Below are 16,527 nucleotides of genomic sequence, written 5' to 3'. Positions count from 1 at the left end.
ACTTCGTAATTCTTTAAGCTATTTTTCAATAGTAGAATTCAAGCTTAAATCAATTATTGCAATATCACAATCTATGCCTTTTGTTAACACATCAGTTAAAAGATCAGGTGGAGAAAGAACTGTTCTTTTATTACCAGCTCTCATTCCCACAACTCCAAGTTCTATAGCAAGCGGCATTTTTCTGTCACCAACTTTAAACTGCACTGTTTGATCTTTGACTATATACTCACCATTATATCTCTTTATGCTATATTGAGCCGATATCTCATCACCACACTTTACTTGTTTTCTAGTTTTGTTAATTAAGTCATTAAAAATCATTAGGTTATTTACTGAATCAGGATATTTATCTTTTACTTCAATCAGTTTGATGTAATAAGAGTTAAAACTCATTTTGTTGTCATCAGCGGCAATAGTAACTACACGCTCTCCACCTTCTTTCATACCTATTACCCCTAAACTCACTTCTTTTTCACCTATTCTCAGAGTAATATCAGAGACTTGACTTGGTAATGCTGCCAGATTGTTGGATATTTTGTACATTTGTAGCAGGACTTCTTGGCCACAGAAAGCCTTACTGCCGCTGCCTTCAGTAATTTCATAAAATTTTATCGTCTCTTCTTCCTTTTGCTGTGTTATTTCTTCTAAATATTCTGCTAGCCCATGCTTTTCAATATAGCGATCAAGTGCTGATTCAAGTATGGGCTTTACTAGATAACGTGCTATCGTCTGTGTTAAACCATCATGTGTGGCATTTATCTCGTAAAGCTTGTCCTCTTTTTCCGGTTTATCTTTATTTATATAAACAATAGTGATTATAAAAACAGAAGCTAAAGTGAGAACCATTACTAGAAAGATAAATATTTGTAATATAATTTTTTTAACCATCTTTTTTTACTTGATTCAATAAATCATATAAGTCATTAGTATTCCCTGAAAGCGTACTTAAATTATCTGAGGCCTGTTTAAAGAGACTATCTATATAGTTTTCCATTTCATTTTTGCCAAGCACGGACATTAAATTGTTTGTTTTATCTTGCTCATAATCTTCAATATCATCCTTAGCTTGAAAAATAAGCCCCAGATTTATTCCATAGTTATATAACGCTCTCCGCTCCTTGGTTGTAGCATTGCCTATTATAGCCCCTATTTCGCATGAAGCTGCAAATAGTTTTGCAGTTTTCATCAAATGAATTTCCTTTATTTTATTCAAATCTGCATCTATATCCAAAATCTGTCCTCCCACCATTCCCCTAACTCCTATCGCTTGAGAGAGCACTTTGATGATCTCACAATTTAACGAAGATAGTACCTCAAAAGCCAAAGTAAGTAGTGCATCTCCGGCCAGTACTGCTATTGCTTCACCAAATTTTTTGTGGCAGCTCAGCTGGCCTCTTCGAGTGTCACTATTATCCATGCATGGTAGATCATCGTGAATTAGAGAGTAAGCATGAATAAATTCAATTGCTGCTGCTGCTGTTATTGCTTTTTCAACCTTTATGTTGAATATCGACGAAGATGCTATAACTAAAAAAGAACGTATATGTTTTGCAGGAGCAAGAAGCACATAACGCATAGCTGATATAAATTTATTCTCGCTATTTTCAGGTAAGAGCTTATTCACTTCTACAACAAGCAAATTTTTTGTTGTTTCGTCTAGCATTTTTAAATTTATTAACTATCGAGTGCTAAGAGATAGGAAGTTTTTAATAGTTTATATAATCATAAAAGCTATTGCAAACATCAAAATTTCTTATAACATCAGAGAATAGGTTATTTTTTAGTAAGAAATGAGCGAATTGGCAAAAAGCACTAGGGAAGATATAGAAGAAAAAGTAAAGAAGATTATACTAGAGCACATCAGTAAGGATGTAGAGAGATTTGGTAGTTCTTCAAAGCTTTCAGACCATGGCACAGATAGTTTAGATGCAGTTGAAATAATCATGGCAGCTGAAGAAGAATTTGGTATAGAGATTCCTGATGAAGATGCACAAAAAATGGAAACTATGGAACAGATAGTTGAATATGTAGTAAACAAAGCAAACAATTGATGTTGAATGAGCAGAAGAGTAGTAGTTACCGGTGTTGGCTTAATTACTCCACTAGCAGCAGATGTTAATAACACCTGGTCAAAGCTGAAAGAAGGTAAATCTGGCATCAAAGCAATCAATACAAATAGGTTTGATTCTTCTGATCTTGCTTGCAGAGTTGCAGGGCAAGTTCCAATGCAATCTGATGATATTGAGAACTATTTCAATCCATTAGATTATATTTCTGAGAAAGATCTAAAAAGAACAGATCGCTTTATTCACTACGGCGTTGCAGCAGCTATTCAGGCAGTAGATGATTCACTAATTTTGGAAAATAAAAATATTAATAAAGAGCGAATAGGTGTAGCTATTGGTTCTGGTATAGGTGGTCTTCCATCAATTCAGGAAAATGTAATTACCATGCAGGAGAAGGGGCCTAGACGTGTTAGCCCATTTTTTGTTCCTGCAAGTCTAATAAATTTGATATCTGGTCATATTTCTATTAAATACGAATTTATAGGTCCAAATGACTCAGCGGTAACTGCATGTGCAACAGGTGCGCATGCGATTGTAAACTCAGCAAGAGCTATAAAACTCGGTGAAGCTGACATTATGATTGCAGGCGGAGCAGAAAGTGCGTTATGCAGAGTTGGAATTGCAGGTTTTGCATCGATGAAGGCGTTATCAACTAAATTCAATGATAATCCTGAAGAATCCTCAAGGCCATGGGATGAAGAACGTGATGGATTTGTCATGGGCGAAGGAGCAGGTATATTAGTGCTGGAAGAGTATGAACATGCAAAAAAAAGAAAAACAAAAATATATGCGGAACTCACTGGATATGGACTAACAGGAGATGCACATCATATCACAGCACCTCATCCAGAAGGAAGAGGCGCATTTAAGGCAATGGAGCTTGCTTTAAAGAATGCACAAATCAGCCCAAGTCAAATTGGATATATCAATGCACATGGTACATCGACACCGCTTGGAGATAAAATAGAAGTAATAGCAATGAAGCAGTTATTCGGTGACTATGCCTATAAAATACCTGTTTCCTCGACTAAATCTTCTATAGGACATTTACTTGGTGCCGCAGGAAGTGTTGAAGCAATATTTAGTATCCTTGCATTAAACAATGGAATTGTTCCACCAACTTTAAACCTACACAAACCTTCAGAAGGGTGTGATTTAAATTTTGTACCATTTAAAGCTCAAGAGCATAAAATTCAATATGCGCTTTCTAATTCATTTGGTTTTGGTGGTACCAACGCGTCTCTCATCTTTGGAAAGGTGTAGTTAATTATGCTATTTTGAATCGACTACGAAAATGTTATTCGAGTAGCTGAAACTAGAATCCAGTTAAATTGGTCAGCATAAAAGTAATGTTGAAATATAACATTTTGATGATGATGAAGAAATGGATCCTAGTGTCAGCTACTCGAATGACAGAAGAAGAAAAAGCAAAATTTTGCCTTTTACCGCTAACCTATTATACTTACTTGATAAGTTCTATCGCTTGATTAAATGCATAAAATATTAGTAAGAAGTAACCATAAGCCCTTGATTGGAAAAATCAAGATTAATGGTTCAAAGAATGCCGTCTTGCCAATAATGGCGGCAAGCTTGTTTAGTAATTCTTCAATAACTTTGCATAACGTACCTGATTTAATTGACGTGCATTTGATGTCTGAGCTGCTTAAGAGTCTTGGTGCAGAAGTAAATTTTATATGCAATAAAGACTATAAAGCAAATCACACTTTGGAAATTGACTGTAGCAATATCAATAACTATTTAATATCACATGAAATTGCAAGCAGACTGCGAGCATCTTTTTTAATGCTAGGTCCAATGCTCAGCAGATTTGGTAGAGTTTCAACAGTATTTCCTGGTGGATGTAATATTGGAAAACGTCCTGTTGACATTCATATTAAGGCACTTGAAGCAATGGGAGCTAAAATTGAAATTGATAGCTGTAATATAACTGCAACAACAAAGGGGAAATTGCAAGGCAAAGAAATAACATTTGAAAAAGTAAGTGTTGGTGCAACAGAAAATATAATAATGGCAGCAACACTTGCAGAGGGAGTAACAATAATAAACAATGCTGCAATCGAGCCGGAAGTTCTTGATTTAATAGAGTTTCTGAAGATTATGGGTGCCAATATTGAAGTTAATAATACAAAAATCACAATAGAAGGTGTTGAAGCATTAAATGGGTGTGAGCATAAAATAATACCAGATCGCATAGAGGCCGGTACTTATGCTTTGGCTGCTATCATTACCGACGGCGAGCTAAAGTTAGAAGGAGTAAGTTTGTCTGATATAGAATGTATTGCAAATGAATTGAAGACTATAGGAGCCAGAGTTGAGTTACATGATGATGGTATTATTATTTCTAGAAAAAATAGCTCTATTAAATCTGCTCACGTTGCAACAAATCCATATCCCAACTTTCCCAGTGATATGCAACCACAACTAATGTCTGCAATGTGCATTGCAGATGGAATATCAATCATTGAAGAGAACATTTTTGAAAGTAGATTTGCACATGCAAATGAGCTAAGAAAATTAGGCGCTAATATCAGCATCGAAAAAAGTAAAGCTACTATAAGTGGAACAAAGAGCCTATCTGGAGCTAATCTGCATGCTAATGACTTAAGGTCAACAGCAGCTTTAATTCTCGCTTCTTTGGTAGCTAAAGGAGAAACTACAATAAATAACTCACATCATTTATGGAGAGGCTATGAAGCAATGCACGAAAAACTCAATTCATGCGGGGCTGATATTTTCGTTTCATCTTGAGGATATATTATGAATGAGACAACTAAGCGAGCTACAGTAAAAGAAATAGATGACATTCTATACGAAGAACATAAGGTGTTAGATCATGGATTTGTTCGAGTGATTGATTATATGGGCTCTGATAGCGCCATAGTTCAAGCTGCTCGTGTTTCTTATGGAAAAGGAACAAAACAGATAAATCAAGATGAAGCGCTTATAAAATATTTGATGAGACATCATCATACAACTCCATTTGAAATGTGTGAAATTAAGTTTCACGTGAAACTTCCAATTTTTATTGCAAGACAGTGGATAAGACACAGAACTGCAAATGTGAATGAATATTCCGGAAGGTATTCGATACTTGATAATGAATTTTATATACCAGAACAGGTTGCAAAACAATCTGATAATAATAAACAAGGCAGCGGTGAAGCTTTTGACTCAAGTACTTCAAAAGAAATAATAGATTCTCTAATAAATGATTCTAATTTAGTATATTCTCATTATGAGAAATTTATTGAACAGGGCCTTGCAAGGGAAATTGCCCGAACTAATCTAACACTTAATTACTATACTCAGTTTTATTGGAAAATAGATTTACACAACCTTCTTCACTTTTTAAGGCTTAGAGCTGATCAGCACGCCCAATATGAAATTAGAGTCTATGCAGAAGTTATGTTGGACATAGTAAAGAAATGGGTCCCGCTGGCCTATAATGCTTTCATTGAATACTCCTTAAAATCAGCCTGTATTTCAAAAACTGGTCTTGAAATAATTCGCAAGCTAATAAAAGGAAAAAATGTTACGAGAGAAGAAAGTGGTATTGGTAAAAGAGAATGGGATGAGTTGATGTCTATACTTGGTAAATAACCAAAAAGATCAAGATATGTACGTTCACAGACTTGCAGGTGTGAACAACAATTGATTCATGCCTTTATCAACTGATATATCAATTATTTTTGAATTTGTTCTTTCTGTTATTTCATAAAGCTTTTCAGCTTTCTTTAACATCAGTGTTGCATTTCTAAGCGTAATAAAAATTTCGCAATAATCTGGAGAATTTTCAACATACATATTATATGAATAATGGTTTACAGCAAGTTCTATTGCCCTACAAACTTCCTCTAATGTAAAATTAGCAACTCCTGTATCAGGACAAAAGCCAATCGCTCCTTTACTAGGATCAAAAAATATGTATTTATCATTCTCTGCTTTATATACCAACATAGAATGAGCAATATTCTCGTCATCTTCATCATCTGCTCCATTACAAGCATAACAAGAAAAACTAAATTCTAAGTAGCATCCTATCTCTACATCATTTAAAGCACGTTTGATTTGTTCTTGATTAGTATAGACCCATACCTCTGTTGAAGATAAATCGTTACATGCTTGTTCATATATCGTCTCATCATAAAATGGATCTCCTTCTCGCCTTTCAATGCTCTGAACATCGAGAACAGGTAAGAATTGCAATAAAAACTGCATCATTAATAACTCAATCGTTTGTTCTTTTCTTCCATCAATATAGTCCATAAAATCTTGTTCAGATATAATATTACCAGACTCGAGGAATTGAACAAAATCTTTCCTATTCTCTAATCTTATAAAGGTAATAAAGTAATTTAATGGGTGACATAACCCTTCTTCAGGGTCAAAATCTAAAATTTCTTCAAATCTACTTTTTAATTGTCCAATTCCAGATATGCTATCTGACATGAAATCATTCAAATGAAATTGAATGGCTTGCTCACTTTCAAATAATTTATTATATTGTTCTTCAGCTGATAAATCTGGCGCTTTATATACATATCTACCATTTTCTCTACGTATACCTTCTATATCTTCAACGATACCACGTTCTATATTTTTACTGATAGCAATTTCTTTATTTCCTTGATTCCTTATATTAGTAAATAAATTTAAAAATTCTACAATTTGCTGCTTTGAAAGTGTTTTCTCAACCTCTCCATCTTTAATTTTAGAAAACACTCTAATTTTAGCATTCTCCTTGTCAGTATAGACTTTCAATACAGTAGATTCAGCAATATGATTAACATATTTTGGCATATTGGTTATTAAGATATTAACTATATATCTTAATAATAGAATAATTTATACCATTAGTCAATTAATATATTAATAATAATATTTATTATACAAACTCATCACTTTTATAGAACATCTCATTAAAATCATTCAAAATCTTGATCTTCAATAAGATGTCATGACAGCAGAAGGAAATTCTGGAACGTTTATTTTTGAAAGTAAATTGCATAGCAGATGATGTCATTCCAGTGCTTGACACTGGAATCTAGTTTCACTTTATGATGGTGTTATTCAAGTAGCCTCTATCCAAGTGCCCCTTTGGTGTCATCAGAGTAGCTGACACTGGGATGGCTTTGTTGCATAGCACCTTAAGCAGTGATGGTTTACGACAAATTCATGTAATGATTTCAAATTTAGCCATACCTATATCAGTGAATTTATTAAGCAAATAGCATTTAGTTCTTTTTCTCGATTTATCTCAGATTTATTCCTAAACAAATACTTGCTTCAACCTTGAGAAAAATCCTTCTATATAAGATCTTTTCCCATAATGTACTTCCTTTTTCCACTCTTTTACACCATCTTGTCCATATAATTTTATTAACCTAATAGCAGCATTTCTGTCAGACATATAATCTATTTTTGAATGTTCTGCTGCATCCTTTTTTGGTAGAACTTTTGTCTTTATATCGTATTTCTTACACAATTTATAAAGTTTTTGCCTATCGTATGCCCTATCTGCATATAATGCTTTTATTTTGTGCTGAAAATTAACTTCTTCAAGCAAATCGCAAGTGGTCAGAGTAGACGCCATTACTGTATCTTGCAGCTATAGCTTTTTTACTATTCACACTTAACATAACATGTAACTTTCTTACTTGCTCGTAGCTTCGGTACTTTCTATCTGCACTGTTTTCCTTACTGTGGCCAGGAGTGTTACTGTAAATTTGTGCTATCTATGATAATTTCAATATTTTCCATGTTGCTTTTATCAATCCTGCAATCATTTATCTTAATATTAAGTTTTTTTTGATGCTTGTGAATAGCTGCAAATCTCTTCCTATTTGTTGCAAATACCCTTTTATAAACCCGACTGTTTTTCTTAAACCAATTCTAAAGAAACTGACGATTATATGCACTAAAATCACAACTTTATCACTATAAATATAGTTGCCGCCCTGCATTTTTGGACTATTTTCATACCAATTTTCGATAGCTTCATCGATGTAACGAAAAATATTCCCCCTTTTTTCAAGGAATTTGTTATATTCGTTTTGGTTACTGACTTTCATTTTCTGTGGCATATTTTTTCTTCAACAATTAAAAAGCCCACTGGGATCCAACTAAGTTACTTTACAACGTTTTTTGCACAAAAGGACTGGATTCTAGCGTCACGCGCTAGAATGACATCAACTTTTGAATTCCAGTTATGCAAGAAATCTATTCATTTGAAACTTGTTTGAGAAACGTAGCTATAAAAACCGCAGGTACCAGTTGGTTTTTATTAGCTAAAGTAAAGGTCAAATATCTGGAATTCTGGACATAAAATCCCCCTGTAAAAAAGATTAGAAAAAAATGCAGTGCACATACGACAGATATACACTGAAGAATACATTTTTAATAAGTTTGATTAAAAAGTCTGCAGACTAAAGATAGATTTTGAGCTCTTAAAATATCTCTATTTGTAATTATAATGAGATTTAAAATATGCGGAAGTAATTTTTTGTGTCCGCTTAGCAGGGTGGCAAAATAAGATAGACAGATACATTTTTGCGTCAAAACGGGGAACGTTCAAAAAAGTGTGTCAAACCGAAAAAAAAGTAATAAATTGATATAAAAAATGGAGGTTTGATATGGGTCAAGCAAATAGAACTACTGGTTTGGTAGATTATAAAGAATTAGAAACAAATATCCTGTCATCTATACGAGAAGGAAGACCATTGACAGGAAGAGATGGAGCATTAACACCGTTTATAAAAAGGTTGCTAGAGGCAAGTCTGGAAGGTGAAATAGAAAGCCACATGTCAGCTAAAAGTGAAGAAAATAACCGAAGAAATGGAAGGAATGCAAAAACTTTACGTACAAGTTCAGGCTCATTTGAACTATTAACACCAAGAGACAGAGAAGGAAGCTTTGAACCGCAAATAGTCAAAAAAAGGCAAACAAGCCTACATCCAGAACTTGAAGCAAAGGTCTTAAGCACATATGCCAGTGGCATGGGATACAGAGATATAGCTTCACATGTTGAGGAAATATATGACCACAAAATATCAGCAGCAGAGATATCCAGTATTACTGATAAACTGCTACCAGTAATCAATGAATGGCGCAGCCGCCCACTGCAATCAGTGTATCCAATAGTGTTTATGGATGGCATGTTCTTTAAGGTCAAGGAGGACGGACATTGTATAAGTAAATGCATGTATAATATATTGGGCATAAATCAAAATGGCAGAAAAGAAGTATTAGGTTTTTATTTGGCTGAAAGTGAAGGAGCTAACTTCTGGTTGGGAGTTCTAAATGACCTAAAAGAGCGAGGAGTAGAAGATATTCTAATTGCCTGCATTGATGGGCTAAAAAGCTTTCCTGCGGCTATAAATAGTGTGTTTCCTAAGGCAGAAGTACAGCTATGTATAGTGCATCAGATAAGGAATTCACTGAAATATGTATCTAGCAAAGATGTAAAAGTTTTCATGAATGATTTGAAAAAAATATATCGTGCTTCAAGTAAAGAGATCGCTGAGAATTATCTGCTTGAGCTGGAAGAAAAATGGGGAGAGAAGTATCCTTTAGTTATAAAATCCTGGCAGAACAATTGGGAAAACTTATCCAGTTATTTTAAGTATTCTGGGCAAGTTAGGAAGCTGATTTACACCACCAATCCAATTGAGGGGTTGCATAGACAAATCAGGAAATTTACTAAAACTAAGGGTTCATTTACTAGTACAAATGCCTTGTACAAACAGGTATATTGTGCTATAAAAAAGGTAGAGCAAAAGTGGATTATGGCTCTCCCTAATTGGGCTTTAACTATTTCTCAACTTGATATTTTCTTTCCAGATAGATTGAAAATTGAGTTGAACTAAAAATGCGGCTTGACACACTTTTTTGAACGTTCCCTCAAAACGCTCCTCAAATGTATCAATTCACTCCTTGCTCTTCTCCACTAACTCGTTCAGAACTTGGATTCTTCACTTCAGGACTTGGCTTTACTGTTTTAACTTTGTCATTAACTTTTTGTTCTACCTCTTCTATGTCAATACCAATTGCCATAATTGCAGGTTGAAATTTCTCCATAAGCTCCTCAAGTTCTTTCTTATCTTCTATATGAGTACTCTCACCTTTTGCTATAAGCCTTGCCATTTTCTCTTCTGAAAAATTTTGAATAATTCCATTCTTTACTAACTCTTGTATAGCAGATTTCTGCTCTTGATTCTGAAGCATTTTTATTATTTTTATTTCATTACTAAGCATTGTTCTTTTTCCTTCATCAGCTTCAAGATTCTTTTCCATTAAATTGCTTATTAACTTTTCAAAATTATTCTCTCTTGCTTGAATTGTAGGCAATTTATCGATCACATCTTTCACAAAACTTTTCACTTCTTTTCCTGCTTTCATCGCTCCTTCTTTTATCTCACCTCTATGCTGATATATAGCATAACCAATAGCAACTATAGCAACTAGTGCTACAAACCCTACGAATGCTGCTCCGCCAACAATTAATGCACCAGTCACTCCCCCTATTGCTAATGTACCTGCTAGTGCACCTGTTAGTGTTGTAACTGCTGCTCCACTTATTACCCCCTGAGCTAACAGTTGGTTACCTAAAGCTTCAAGCTTTTCCTCCATGCCTTTTACTTTACTTACTTGCGCAAGAAGCATTTTTAATTGATTATCGTCTTTCTCAAGATACTCCTTTACAATATCTATTGCGTTCTTCAAAAGATCTTTATCTTTTATCAGCAATTCAGATACATCCTTGATAGATGATTCGTCAAAAATTTCACCGCTTTTTACAAATTCATTTGCTTGTAATAGAGACTTCAATGCTTCCAACAAATCTTTTCTTTCACTAATGTATTTTACTACATTTTCAATGAACTCGTCCGAATTGGTTGGATTTGTTGTACCACCTTGTACCATATTCAATTCCCATCAATTATAAATATGCCTAATTATATATGCTAATTATTAATTATATTATAATTGACATAAAATAATTACTCCTTTCCAAATATGGAATTTGTATTACAATACCTAGATTATATGAAATCAAGGTATTTTATGGGTGAGAAAAAATTAAGAGCCGCTGTGGTTTTATCAGGATGCGGCCACCTCGACGGCACAGAGGTGAGAGAAGCGGTTTTAAGTTTGCTTGTGCTTGATCAGCAGGAAGTCGAAGTCACATGTTTTGCTCCTGACGTTGACATTACACAAGTTATGGATCACAAAACAAAAGAGGCAGTAAAAGAAAAAAGAAATGTACTTGTAGAAGCAGCAAGAATTGCAAGAGGTGAGATAGATGATTTAAGAGAAGCTAAAGCTGAAAATTTTGATATGCTAATTGTACCTGGTGGATATGGAGTTGCGAAAAATTTATCTGACTTAGCTGAAAATAAAACAGTAATGCCTGAGTTTGAAAGATTAGTCTCAGAGTTCTTTGTTGCAAAAAAGCCAATAGGAACTATATGTATATCTCCAGCCGTTATTGCTTCAATTTTAAGTAGCAAGATAAGTAAAGAAGAAAGTAAGATTAAGGTAACTATAGGAGACGATAAAGAACAGTTAATAGAGAAACTCGGCGGCGAACATATAAAATGCGATACAGAGTTATCAATAGAAGATGAAAAACATAATGTATTTTCCTGCTCTGCTTATATGCGTAATGACGAAAGTATATACTCTGTATATCAAGGAATAAAACACATGATTGACAGTATGGTGAAAAAAATTAATAAAAAAACTAAACAACCATTTCTCTAAAATGTAGTTTCTTATACAATTAATTATGTTATACTTCCATTTACATTATTGCTGTAGCCAAAGTAATCTATAGTTGCTTATTAATGATGAATTGTATTTAGTATATAAATTTAGTTCTTTTTTTTTATAGATTTAAATATGTTAGATCTTTTTTATATTAAAAGTGAGTGTTGTGTAGATGGTCAGTGTGATACTTATGCAGGAGAAGTGAGTATTAATGATGTCATGTTGGGCAAGTTTAGTCTAAATTCATACAGTGGGAAAAAAGCTATAATAAATCTAGACATCGTTACATTCGATATCCATATTGCTATGGATGGCCAAGATGGAAGGACAATAACAAGAGACCTCAAGGGTCCTGAATTTGTAATTAAAGATGACGGTTCCTGGTATATTAACAAAAATCTTGGTAATGATAAATTTGAAATTATAGTAAAGCAGTCATGATATGAAACATAGTGAGCGGAGCTTACTTTTTAGCAATGTTTACATACTTACTTAAAAAATGGAGATTATCTTAGCTGAACCACGCGGTTTCTGTGCAGGGGTTAAAAGAGCTGTAGACATATTAGCAATCACTTTAGAGAAATACAAAAATGAACGCCAAGTTTATGTACTACACGAAATCGTTCATAATAAGTATATAGTAGAGGACTTCAAGAAACAAGGAGTGATTTTTGTAAGCAGCATAGAAGACATTAAAGACAATAGAGGAATATTGATCTTTAGCGCACATGGAGTGTCGAAAAGTATAGAGGATGAGGCAAAAAGAAAGGGTGTTCAAGTGATTGATGCAACATGTCCATTAGTTAGCAAAGTACATAAAGAGGCAAAAAGGTATGAGGATAGTGGTAAAGAATTAATTCTAATTGGACATGAAAATCATCCAGAAGTTAAAGGAATTATAGGAAGAGTAAGTAATCCTATATCTCTAGTGCAAACTATGCAAGACGTATACAATTTACAAATCAAAGATCCAGATAATTTATCTTATGTAACACAAACCACGTTAAGTATTGACGATACCAAAGAAATTATTGCTACACTGAAGCTCAGATTTCCAAGCATTACAGGCCCCGACTTAAAAGATATATGCTATGCAACACAAAATAGGCAGAACGCTGTTAAAAAATTGGCTAAAATTACAGACGTAGTGTTAATTGTAGGAAGCAAAAATAGTTCAAATTCAAACCGTTTATTAGACCTGTGTATTTCCAGAGGAAAAAGAGCCTATTTGATTGATAATTATAAATGTATGAACAAAAATTGGTTGCAGGGCGCAGAAAAAATAGGAATTACTGCAGGTGCTTCTGCTCCTGATATATTAGTTGATGAGCTAGTAAATTACTTAAAAATAAATATGAATACAAAAGTTTCAGTCATGCCAGATGGATTCACTGAAAATGTTCAGTTCAAGTATACTAAATGGTAATGTGCAACAACGTGCGTCAAATCAAGTCTTTAGCTCAATTCAATTTTCAGTCTGTTGGAGAATAAAATATCAAGCTGAGATATAATTAATCCTCGTTTGTCAGGTTAAGTTGTGTCTAGCACAAATATAAAAAACCTTCATCATACAAAAGGGTTAATATTACTACTAATTTTATCAAAAACTTATAATATAAGTAATATTGTCATCTAATGTTTAATGAATTTCAATAAATTACCTTTTTAATTCTAGATGAGTATACACTTTGTTAATATGTTTGGGTCAAAACCCAAAAGTAAGTTTATGCTTTCTATAGGAAAAGAAGGCACAATGTTACTATATTTTAAAAATGATACTTTAAATAAAAGATATTTTGCTAAGGACAAAAATAATAAAGTTGTTTCTGACTTAATTTCATGTCTCTCATCAGATAAAAAAGCACCCTTATATCTGGTTCTCAATCACACTGATCAGAACTATTTGCTACAGTCTATCCCAAGAGTAAATAGGATTAGTGCTTATCTATCAGCAAAAACAAAAGTAGAGCATTTTGCTCATAATAACGATATAAATTCTATTCTCTTGGTCGAAAAGCCGAATAAATTTAATCAAAACTGGTGGTATCTATTTGTTTCATCAAAAGCAAATCATTTAATAGAATATTGGTTGGACGTGTTTGTTGAAATAGGCTCTAACTTTAAAGGAATATTAATGTTTCCTATAGAACTAGTCAGTATAGCAAAAAAGATTCTACACAAAGATCCTAGTAACTGGAAAATTATAGTTGCTGCAACTAAAACAGGTGGCTATAGACAAGTGGTTCTTAAAGAGAACAAAATGATATTTACACGTTTAATACCATTTACTAATGATAATTTACCAGGAATCATTGCTGGTGAAATATATCAGGAAGTGAAAAATACAATTCAATCTTTAACTAAGTTTGGATTTGAAAAAAATGACCCTATCGACCTTTGCATCATAGTATCAGAAGCTATTAAATCTAGTTTATCAGTTATAAATTTTTCAGAGAATAGTGTGAACATATTGACTCCATATGAGCTAGGTAAACTATTGGGAGCAGAATTAGCTATATGCGAAAAAGATAGCTTTTGTGATACTACAATTTTGTTCCATAGCTTTAAGAATAAGCCAACAGATGTTTTTAATACAAAAGAAACTAAAGAATTTTATCTATTCAATTACCTTTATTTAAACTCTCCTCGGATTTTTCTATACCTCCTTTTGACTTTAATTGTAATTAACACCTTTTGTTTGCGGAATTTGTATTCGAATTTTAATATTGCTGATAATTTATCTGCAAAGCGGAGTGCTTTAAATAACAAACTAATAAAACTTAGCCAAAGCTATAATGTAAAAAAGATAGATGAAGTTTACGATTTTATTAATATCAATAATATTTTATCAAAAATAGAGTACTCTCCTCTCACACAAGTTAAGTATGTAGAAAAGCTAAAAGTACCAGATGTAGAGCTTCAATTATTTGAGTGGAATTATAATGAGGCAAAAAGTTATATTACCACAACTTTAAGGTTTAATTTTCAATCTGGTAAAGACATTTCTTATCAATACGAGAAACTACAGAAAAATTTAAACGATAATTTCCGTACTCATGATATTAGTATTTCTAGCTTACCTACTACTAAAGAGAAAAATCTATCTATTGATGTTGAAATAGGAGAGGCAATGTAGATTGATGACTATCTCTCAACTAAAAAGAAAAGCTACAATTCAGTGCATATATTACTTATTGTTATCTATTGTATTAATAGGGTTATCAACGTGTTTTATTATCTATAACAAAAAGGTTTATAATAAAAATCAAACTGCAGCTGAAGAAATACGCTCTATTAATTTACAGATCATTGAAATTCAAAAGAAAGAAGTCGTTCTAAATAAAAACCTAGATTTATGGAAAAGAATTTCTTCTTCAAATTTACATAGTAGCAGATACATTACAAATTTAAATTTTGAGCTTAACAAGCTATATAAAAAACACTACATGTTAGAACCTGAAATATCAATTTCTATACCTGAAGAAGCTGAACTCCACAATAAAAGTGAACATACAAAAGTAATAAGAAGTGAAGTGGTTCTAAGTTTAAGCTCAATTAGCGATAAGCATATTTTTTTATTTCTACAGTCTATTCCAAATCTTCCTGGTTATGTTATGATCAGATCTCTTACCTTGAATAAGCAGAGAAATATAGATGCTAAAGTTATAAACCAGATTTTAAGTGGTAATATGATAGAGATAGTGAGAGCTAGTATAGTTTTTGATTGGTATACCATATTAAGTAGATGAATATAAAGTTGTTTTTTATTTTTACGCTGCTATTTTTTAATTTTAGTGCATATTGCAATTGCGAAGATCTTGTAGAAAATATAGGGATTTGTAAAAAATATTCTTGCCAACAGCATATTAGTAATGAAGATTTTATTGAGCATAAAATATTAGGGTTAAATAGTGAAAATTTATGTGTATATATAGAAAGACAAGGCAATGATGAAATGGTCTGTCATCATTCTAATGATGGAATGATTATAGAAAAGAAGTACTTAAAAAGTATTTTAAAAGTTGGAAATCAAGAAATAAATGACTTCATTGATATAGCAAATTTGCGTGCGAAGGAGTGTTTTTTTATCAACAATTATTATATAGATCGAGACGATATAATAAAAGAGGCAGCAGAGAGTACTTTATCGCAATATGGTAGCATAAAAAGCATTTTTTTTGATGAAGAGCAGGTTAATAGAATAGTTAGTGAGATGGAAAAGTTTAACTTACAGTCTTCAGGAGTTACAGAGGAAGAAAATTTCAATTGTAAAGTAGTCAGTTTAGATTCAATTTTATACTTTTCCCCCGATACATGGAAAATATGGGTAAATGGAAAGTTGTTTATAAATACTAAGGATTTAAAAGTGCACTCAGTAACTGAAAATTATGTAACTTTTTCATGGGCTGTAAACCAAAAGATAACAAAAGAACGGATAAGCAATTCTAAAAATGTACATTTTGGACATGGAGGTATTATGTTTACGCTTTATCCAGAACAAAAATTTGATTTAGATAGTTTATCTATTAAATAATCTAATACATCTGCGCTTGTAGCTCAGTTGGATAGAGCGTTGCCCTCCGGAGGCAAAGGTCGTGGGTTCGAATCCCTCCAAGCGCGTTTTTAATTAAATTTGACAATAATACTCTCACATAAGATAATAAAGAGATTT

15 protein-coding genes, 1 tRNA gene and 1 pseudogene are annotated in these 16,527 nt (G+C 32.9%); 12 read left to right on the top strand and 5 right to left on the bottom strand.

Going from position 1 to position 16,527, the window contains the following annotated elements:
• Window positions 1-18 precede the first annotated feature (18 nt).
• Complete coding sequence (locus tag OOT12_RS00225) at window positions 19-888, bottom strand: FKBP-type peptidyl-prolyl cis-trans isomerase (RefSeq protein WP_264375137.1); 870 nt, start codon at window positions 886-888, stop codon at window positions 19-21.
• Window positions 881-1,663, bottom strand: a complete 783-nt coding sequence (locus OOT12_RS00220; RefSeq protein ID WP_264375138.1) for a polyprenyl synthetase family protein — start codon at window positions 1,661-1,663, stop codon at window positions 881-883. The genes OOT12_RS00225 and OOT12_RS00220 overlap by 8 nt, the downstream gene beginning before the upstream one ends.
• Window positions 1,664-1,790: 127 nt before the next feature.
• On the opposite strand from OOT12_RS00220, the gene acpP reads away from it, so the two are divergent.
• From acpP to thyX, 4 genes are all read left to right on the top strand, one after another.
• Window positions 1,791-2,051 carry an acyl carrier protein gene (acpP, locus tag OOT12_RS00215; protein WP_264375139.1) on the top strand — a complete coding sequence of 87 codons (261 nt, stop codon included), beginning with the start codon at window positions 1,791-1,793 and terminating at the stop codon, window positions 2,049-2,051.
• Between the two features lie 6 nt (window positions 2,052-2,057).
• Window positions 2,058-3,329 (top strand): beta-ketoacyl-ACP synthase II, encoded by a 1,272-nt coding sequence (gene fabF, locus OOT12_RS00210; RefSeq protein ID WP_264375140.1) that lies wholly within the window; start codon window positions 2,058-2,060, stop codon window positions 3,327-3,329.
• Between the two features lie 228 nt (window positions 3,330-3,557).
• The gene (gene murA, locus OOT12_RS00205) at window positions 3,558-4,835 is read left to right on the top strand and encodes a UDP-N-acetylglucosamine 1-carboxyvinyltransferase (protein WP_264375141.1); all 1,278 of its coding nucleotides are present in this window, start codon (window positions 3,558-3,560) and stop codon (window positions 4,833-4,835) included.
• 9 nt (window positions 4,836-4,844) lie between these two features.
• Entirely contained in the window at window positions 4,845-5,687 is an 843-nt protein-coding gene (gene thyX / locus OOT12_RS00200; RefSeq protein ID WP_264375142.1) for an FAD-dependent thymidylate synthase, read from the top strand.
• 24 nt (window positions 5,688-5,711) lie between these two features.
• Here the strand turns inward: thyX and OOT12_RS00195 are convergent, their stop codons facing one another.
• Together OOT12_RS00195 and OOT12_RS07420 are read right to left on the bottom strand one after the other, a co-directional pair.
• The gene (locus tag OOT12_RS00195) at window positions 5,712-6,887 is read right to left on the bottom strand and encodes a hypothetical protein (protein WP_264375143.1); all 1,176 of its coding nucleotides are present in this window, start codon (window positions 6,885-6,887) and stop codon (window positions 5,712-5,714) included.
• Window positions 6,888-7,260: 373 nt separating this feature from the next.
• Window positions 7,261-8,170: pseudogene (locus OOT12_RS07420) on the bottom strand (transposase).
• A 549-nt stretch (window positions 8,171-8,719) separates the two neighbouring features.
• Here OOT12_RS07420 and OOT12_RS00180 point away from each other — a divergent pair.
• Window positions 8,720-9,952 carry an IS256 family transposase gene (locus tag OOT12_RS00180; RefSeq protein WP_264685173.1) on the top strand — a complete coding sequence of 411 codons (1,233 nt, stop codon included), beginning with the start codon at window positions 8,720-8,722 and terminating at the stop codon, window positions 9,950-9,952.
• Between the two features lie 55 nt (window positions 9,953-10,007).
• Here OOT12_RS00180 and OOT12_RS00175 read toward each other — a convergent pair whose 3' ends face one another.
• The gene (locus tag OOT12_RS00175; protein ID WP_264375144.1) at window positions 10,008-11,009 is read right to left on the bottom strand and encodes a glycine zipper family protein; all 1,002 of its coding nucleotides are present in this window, start codon (window positions 11,007-11,009) and stop codon (window positions 10,008-10,010) included.
• Between the two features lie 141 nt (window positions 11,010-11,150).
• Between OOT12_RS00175 and elbB the strand changes: the two genes are divergently transcribed.
• From elbB to OOT12_RS00140, 7 genes are all read left to right on the top strand, one after another.
• Window positions 11,151-11,849 carry an isoprenoid biosynthesis glyoxalase ElbB gene (gene elbB / locus OOT12_RS00170; protein ID WP_264375145.1) on the top strand — a complete coding sequence of 233 codons (699 nt, stop codon included), beginning with the start codon at window positions 11,151-11,153 and terminating at the stop codon, window positions 11,847-11,849.
• Between the two features lie 138 nt (window positions 11,850-11,987).
• Complete coding sequence (locus tag OOT12_RS00165) at window positions 11,988-12,296, top strand: hypothetical protein (protein WP_264375146.1); 309 nt, start codon at window positions 11,988-11,990, stop codon at window positions 12,294-12,296.
• Between the two features lie 58 nt (window positions 12,297-12,354).
• Window positions 12,355-13,281: a 4-hydroxy-3-methylbut-2-enyl diphosphate reductase gene (gene ispH, locus OOT12_RS00160; RefSeq protein WP_264375147.1), complete on the top strand. Its 927-nt coding sequence runs from the start codon at window positions 12,355-12,357 to the stop codon at window positions 13,279-13,281.
• A 270-nt stretch (window positions 13,282-13,551) separates the two neighbouring features.
• Window positions 13,552-14,991, top strand: a complete 1,440-nt coding sequence (locus OOT12_RS00155; protein WP_010406997.1) for a hypothetical protein — start codon at window positions 13,552-13,554, stop codon at window positions 14,989-14,991.
• 4 nt (window positions 14,992-14,995) lie between these two features.
• On the top strand, window positions 14,996-15,604 hold the full coding sequence (locus OOT12_RS00150; RefSeq protein WP_010406999.1) for a hypothetical protein: 609 nt from the start codon (window positions 14,996-14,998) through the stop codon (window positions 15,602-15,604).
• Window positions 15,601-16,389 (top strand): hypothetical protein, encoded by a 789-nt coding sequence (locus tag OOT12_RS00145; protein WP_010407002.1) that lies wholly within the window; start codon window positions 15,601-15,603, stop codon window positions 16,387-16,389. The genes OOT12_RS00150 and OOT12_RS00145 overlap by 4 nt, the downstream gene beginning before the upstream one ends.
• A 12-nt stretch (window positions 16,390-16,401) precedes the next feature.
• Window positions 16,402-16,475: transfer RNA gene (locus tag OOT12_RS00140), tRNA-Arg, on the top strand.
• The last annotated feature ends 52 nt before the right edge of the window (window positions 16,476-16,527 follow it).

Origin of the sequence: Wolbachia endosymbiont (group B) of Parapoynx stratiotata, from assembly GCF_947250635.1 — a bacterium.
Lineage (GTDB): Bacteria > Pseudomonadota > Alphaproteobacteria > Rickettsiales > Anaplasmataceae > Wolbachia.
The sequence above is the reverse complement of the archived record's forward strand: the minus strand, read 5'-3'. Positions and strand labels throughout refer to the sequence as shown.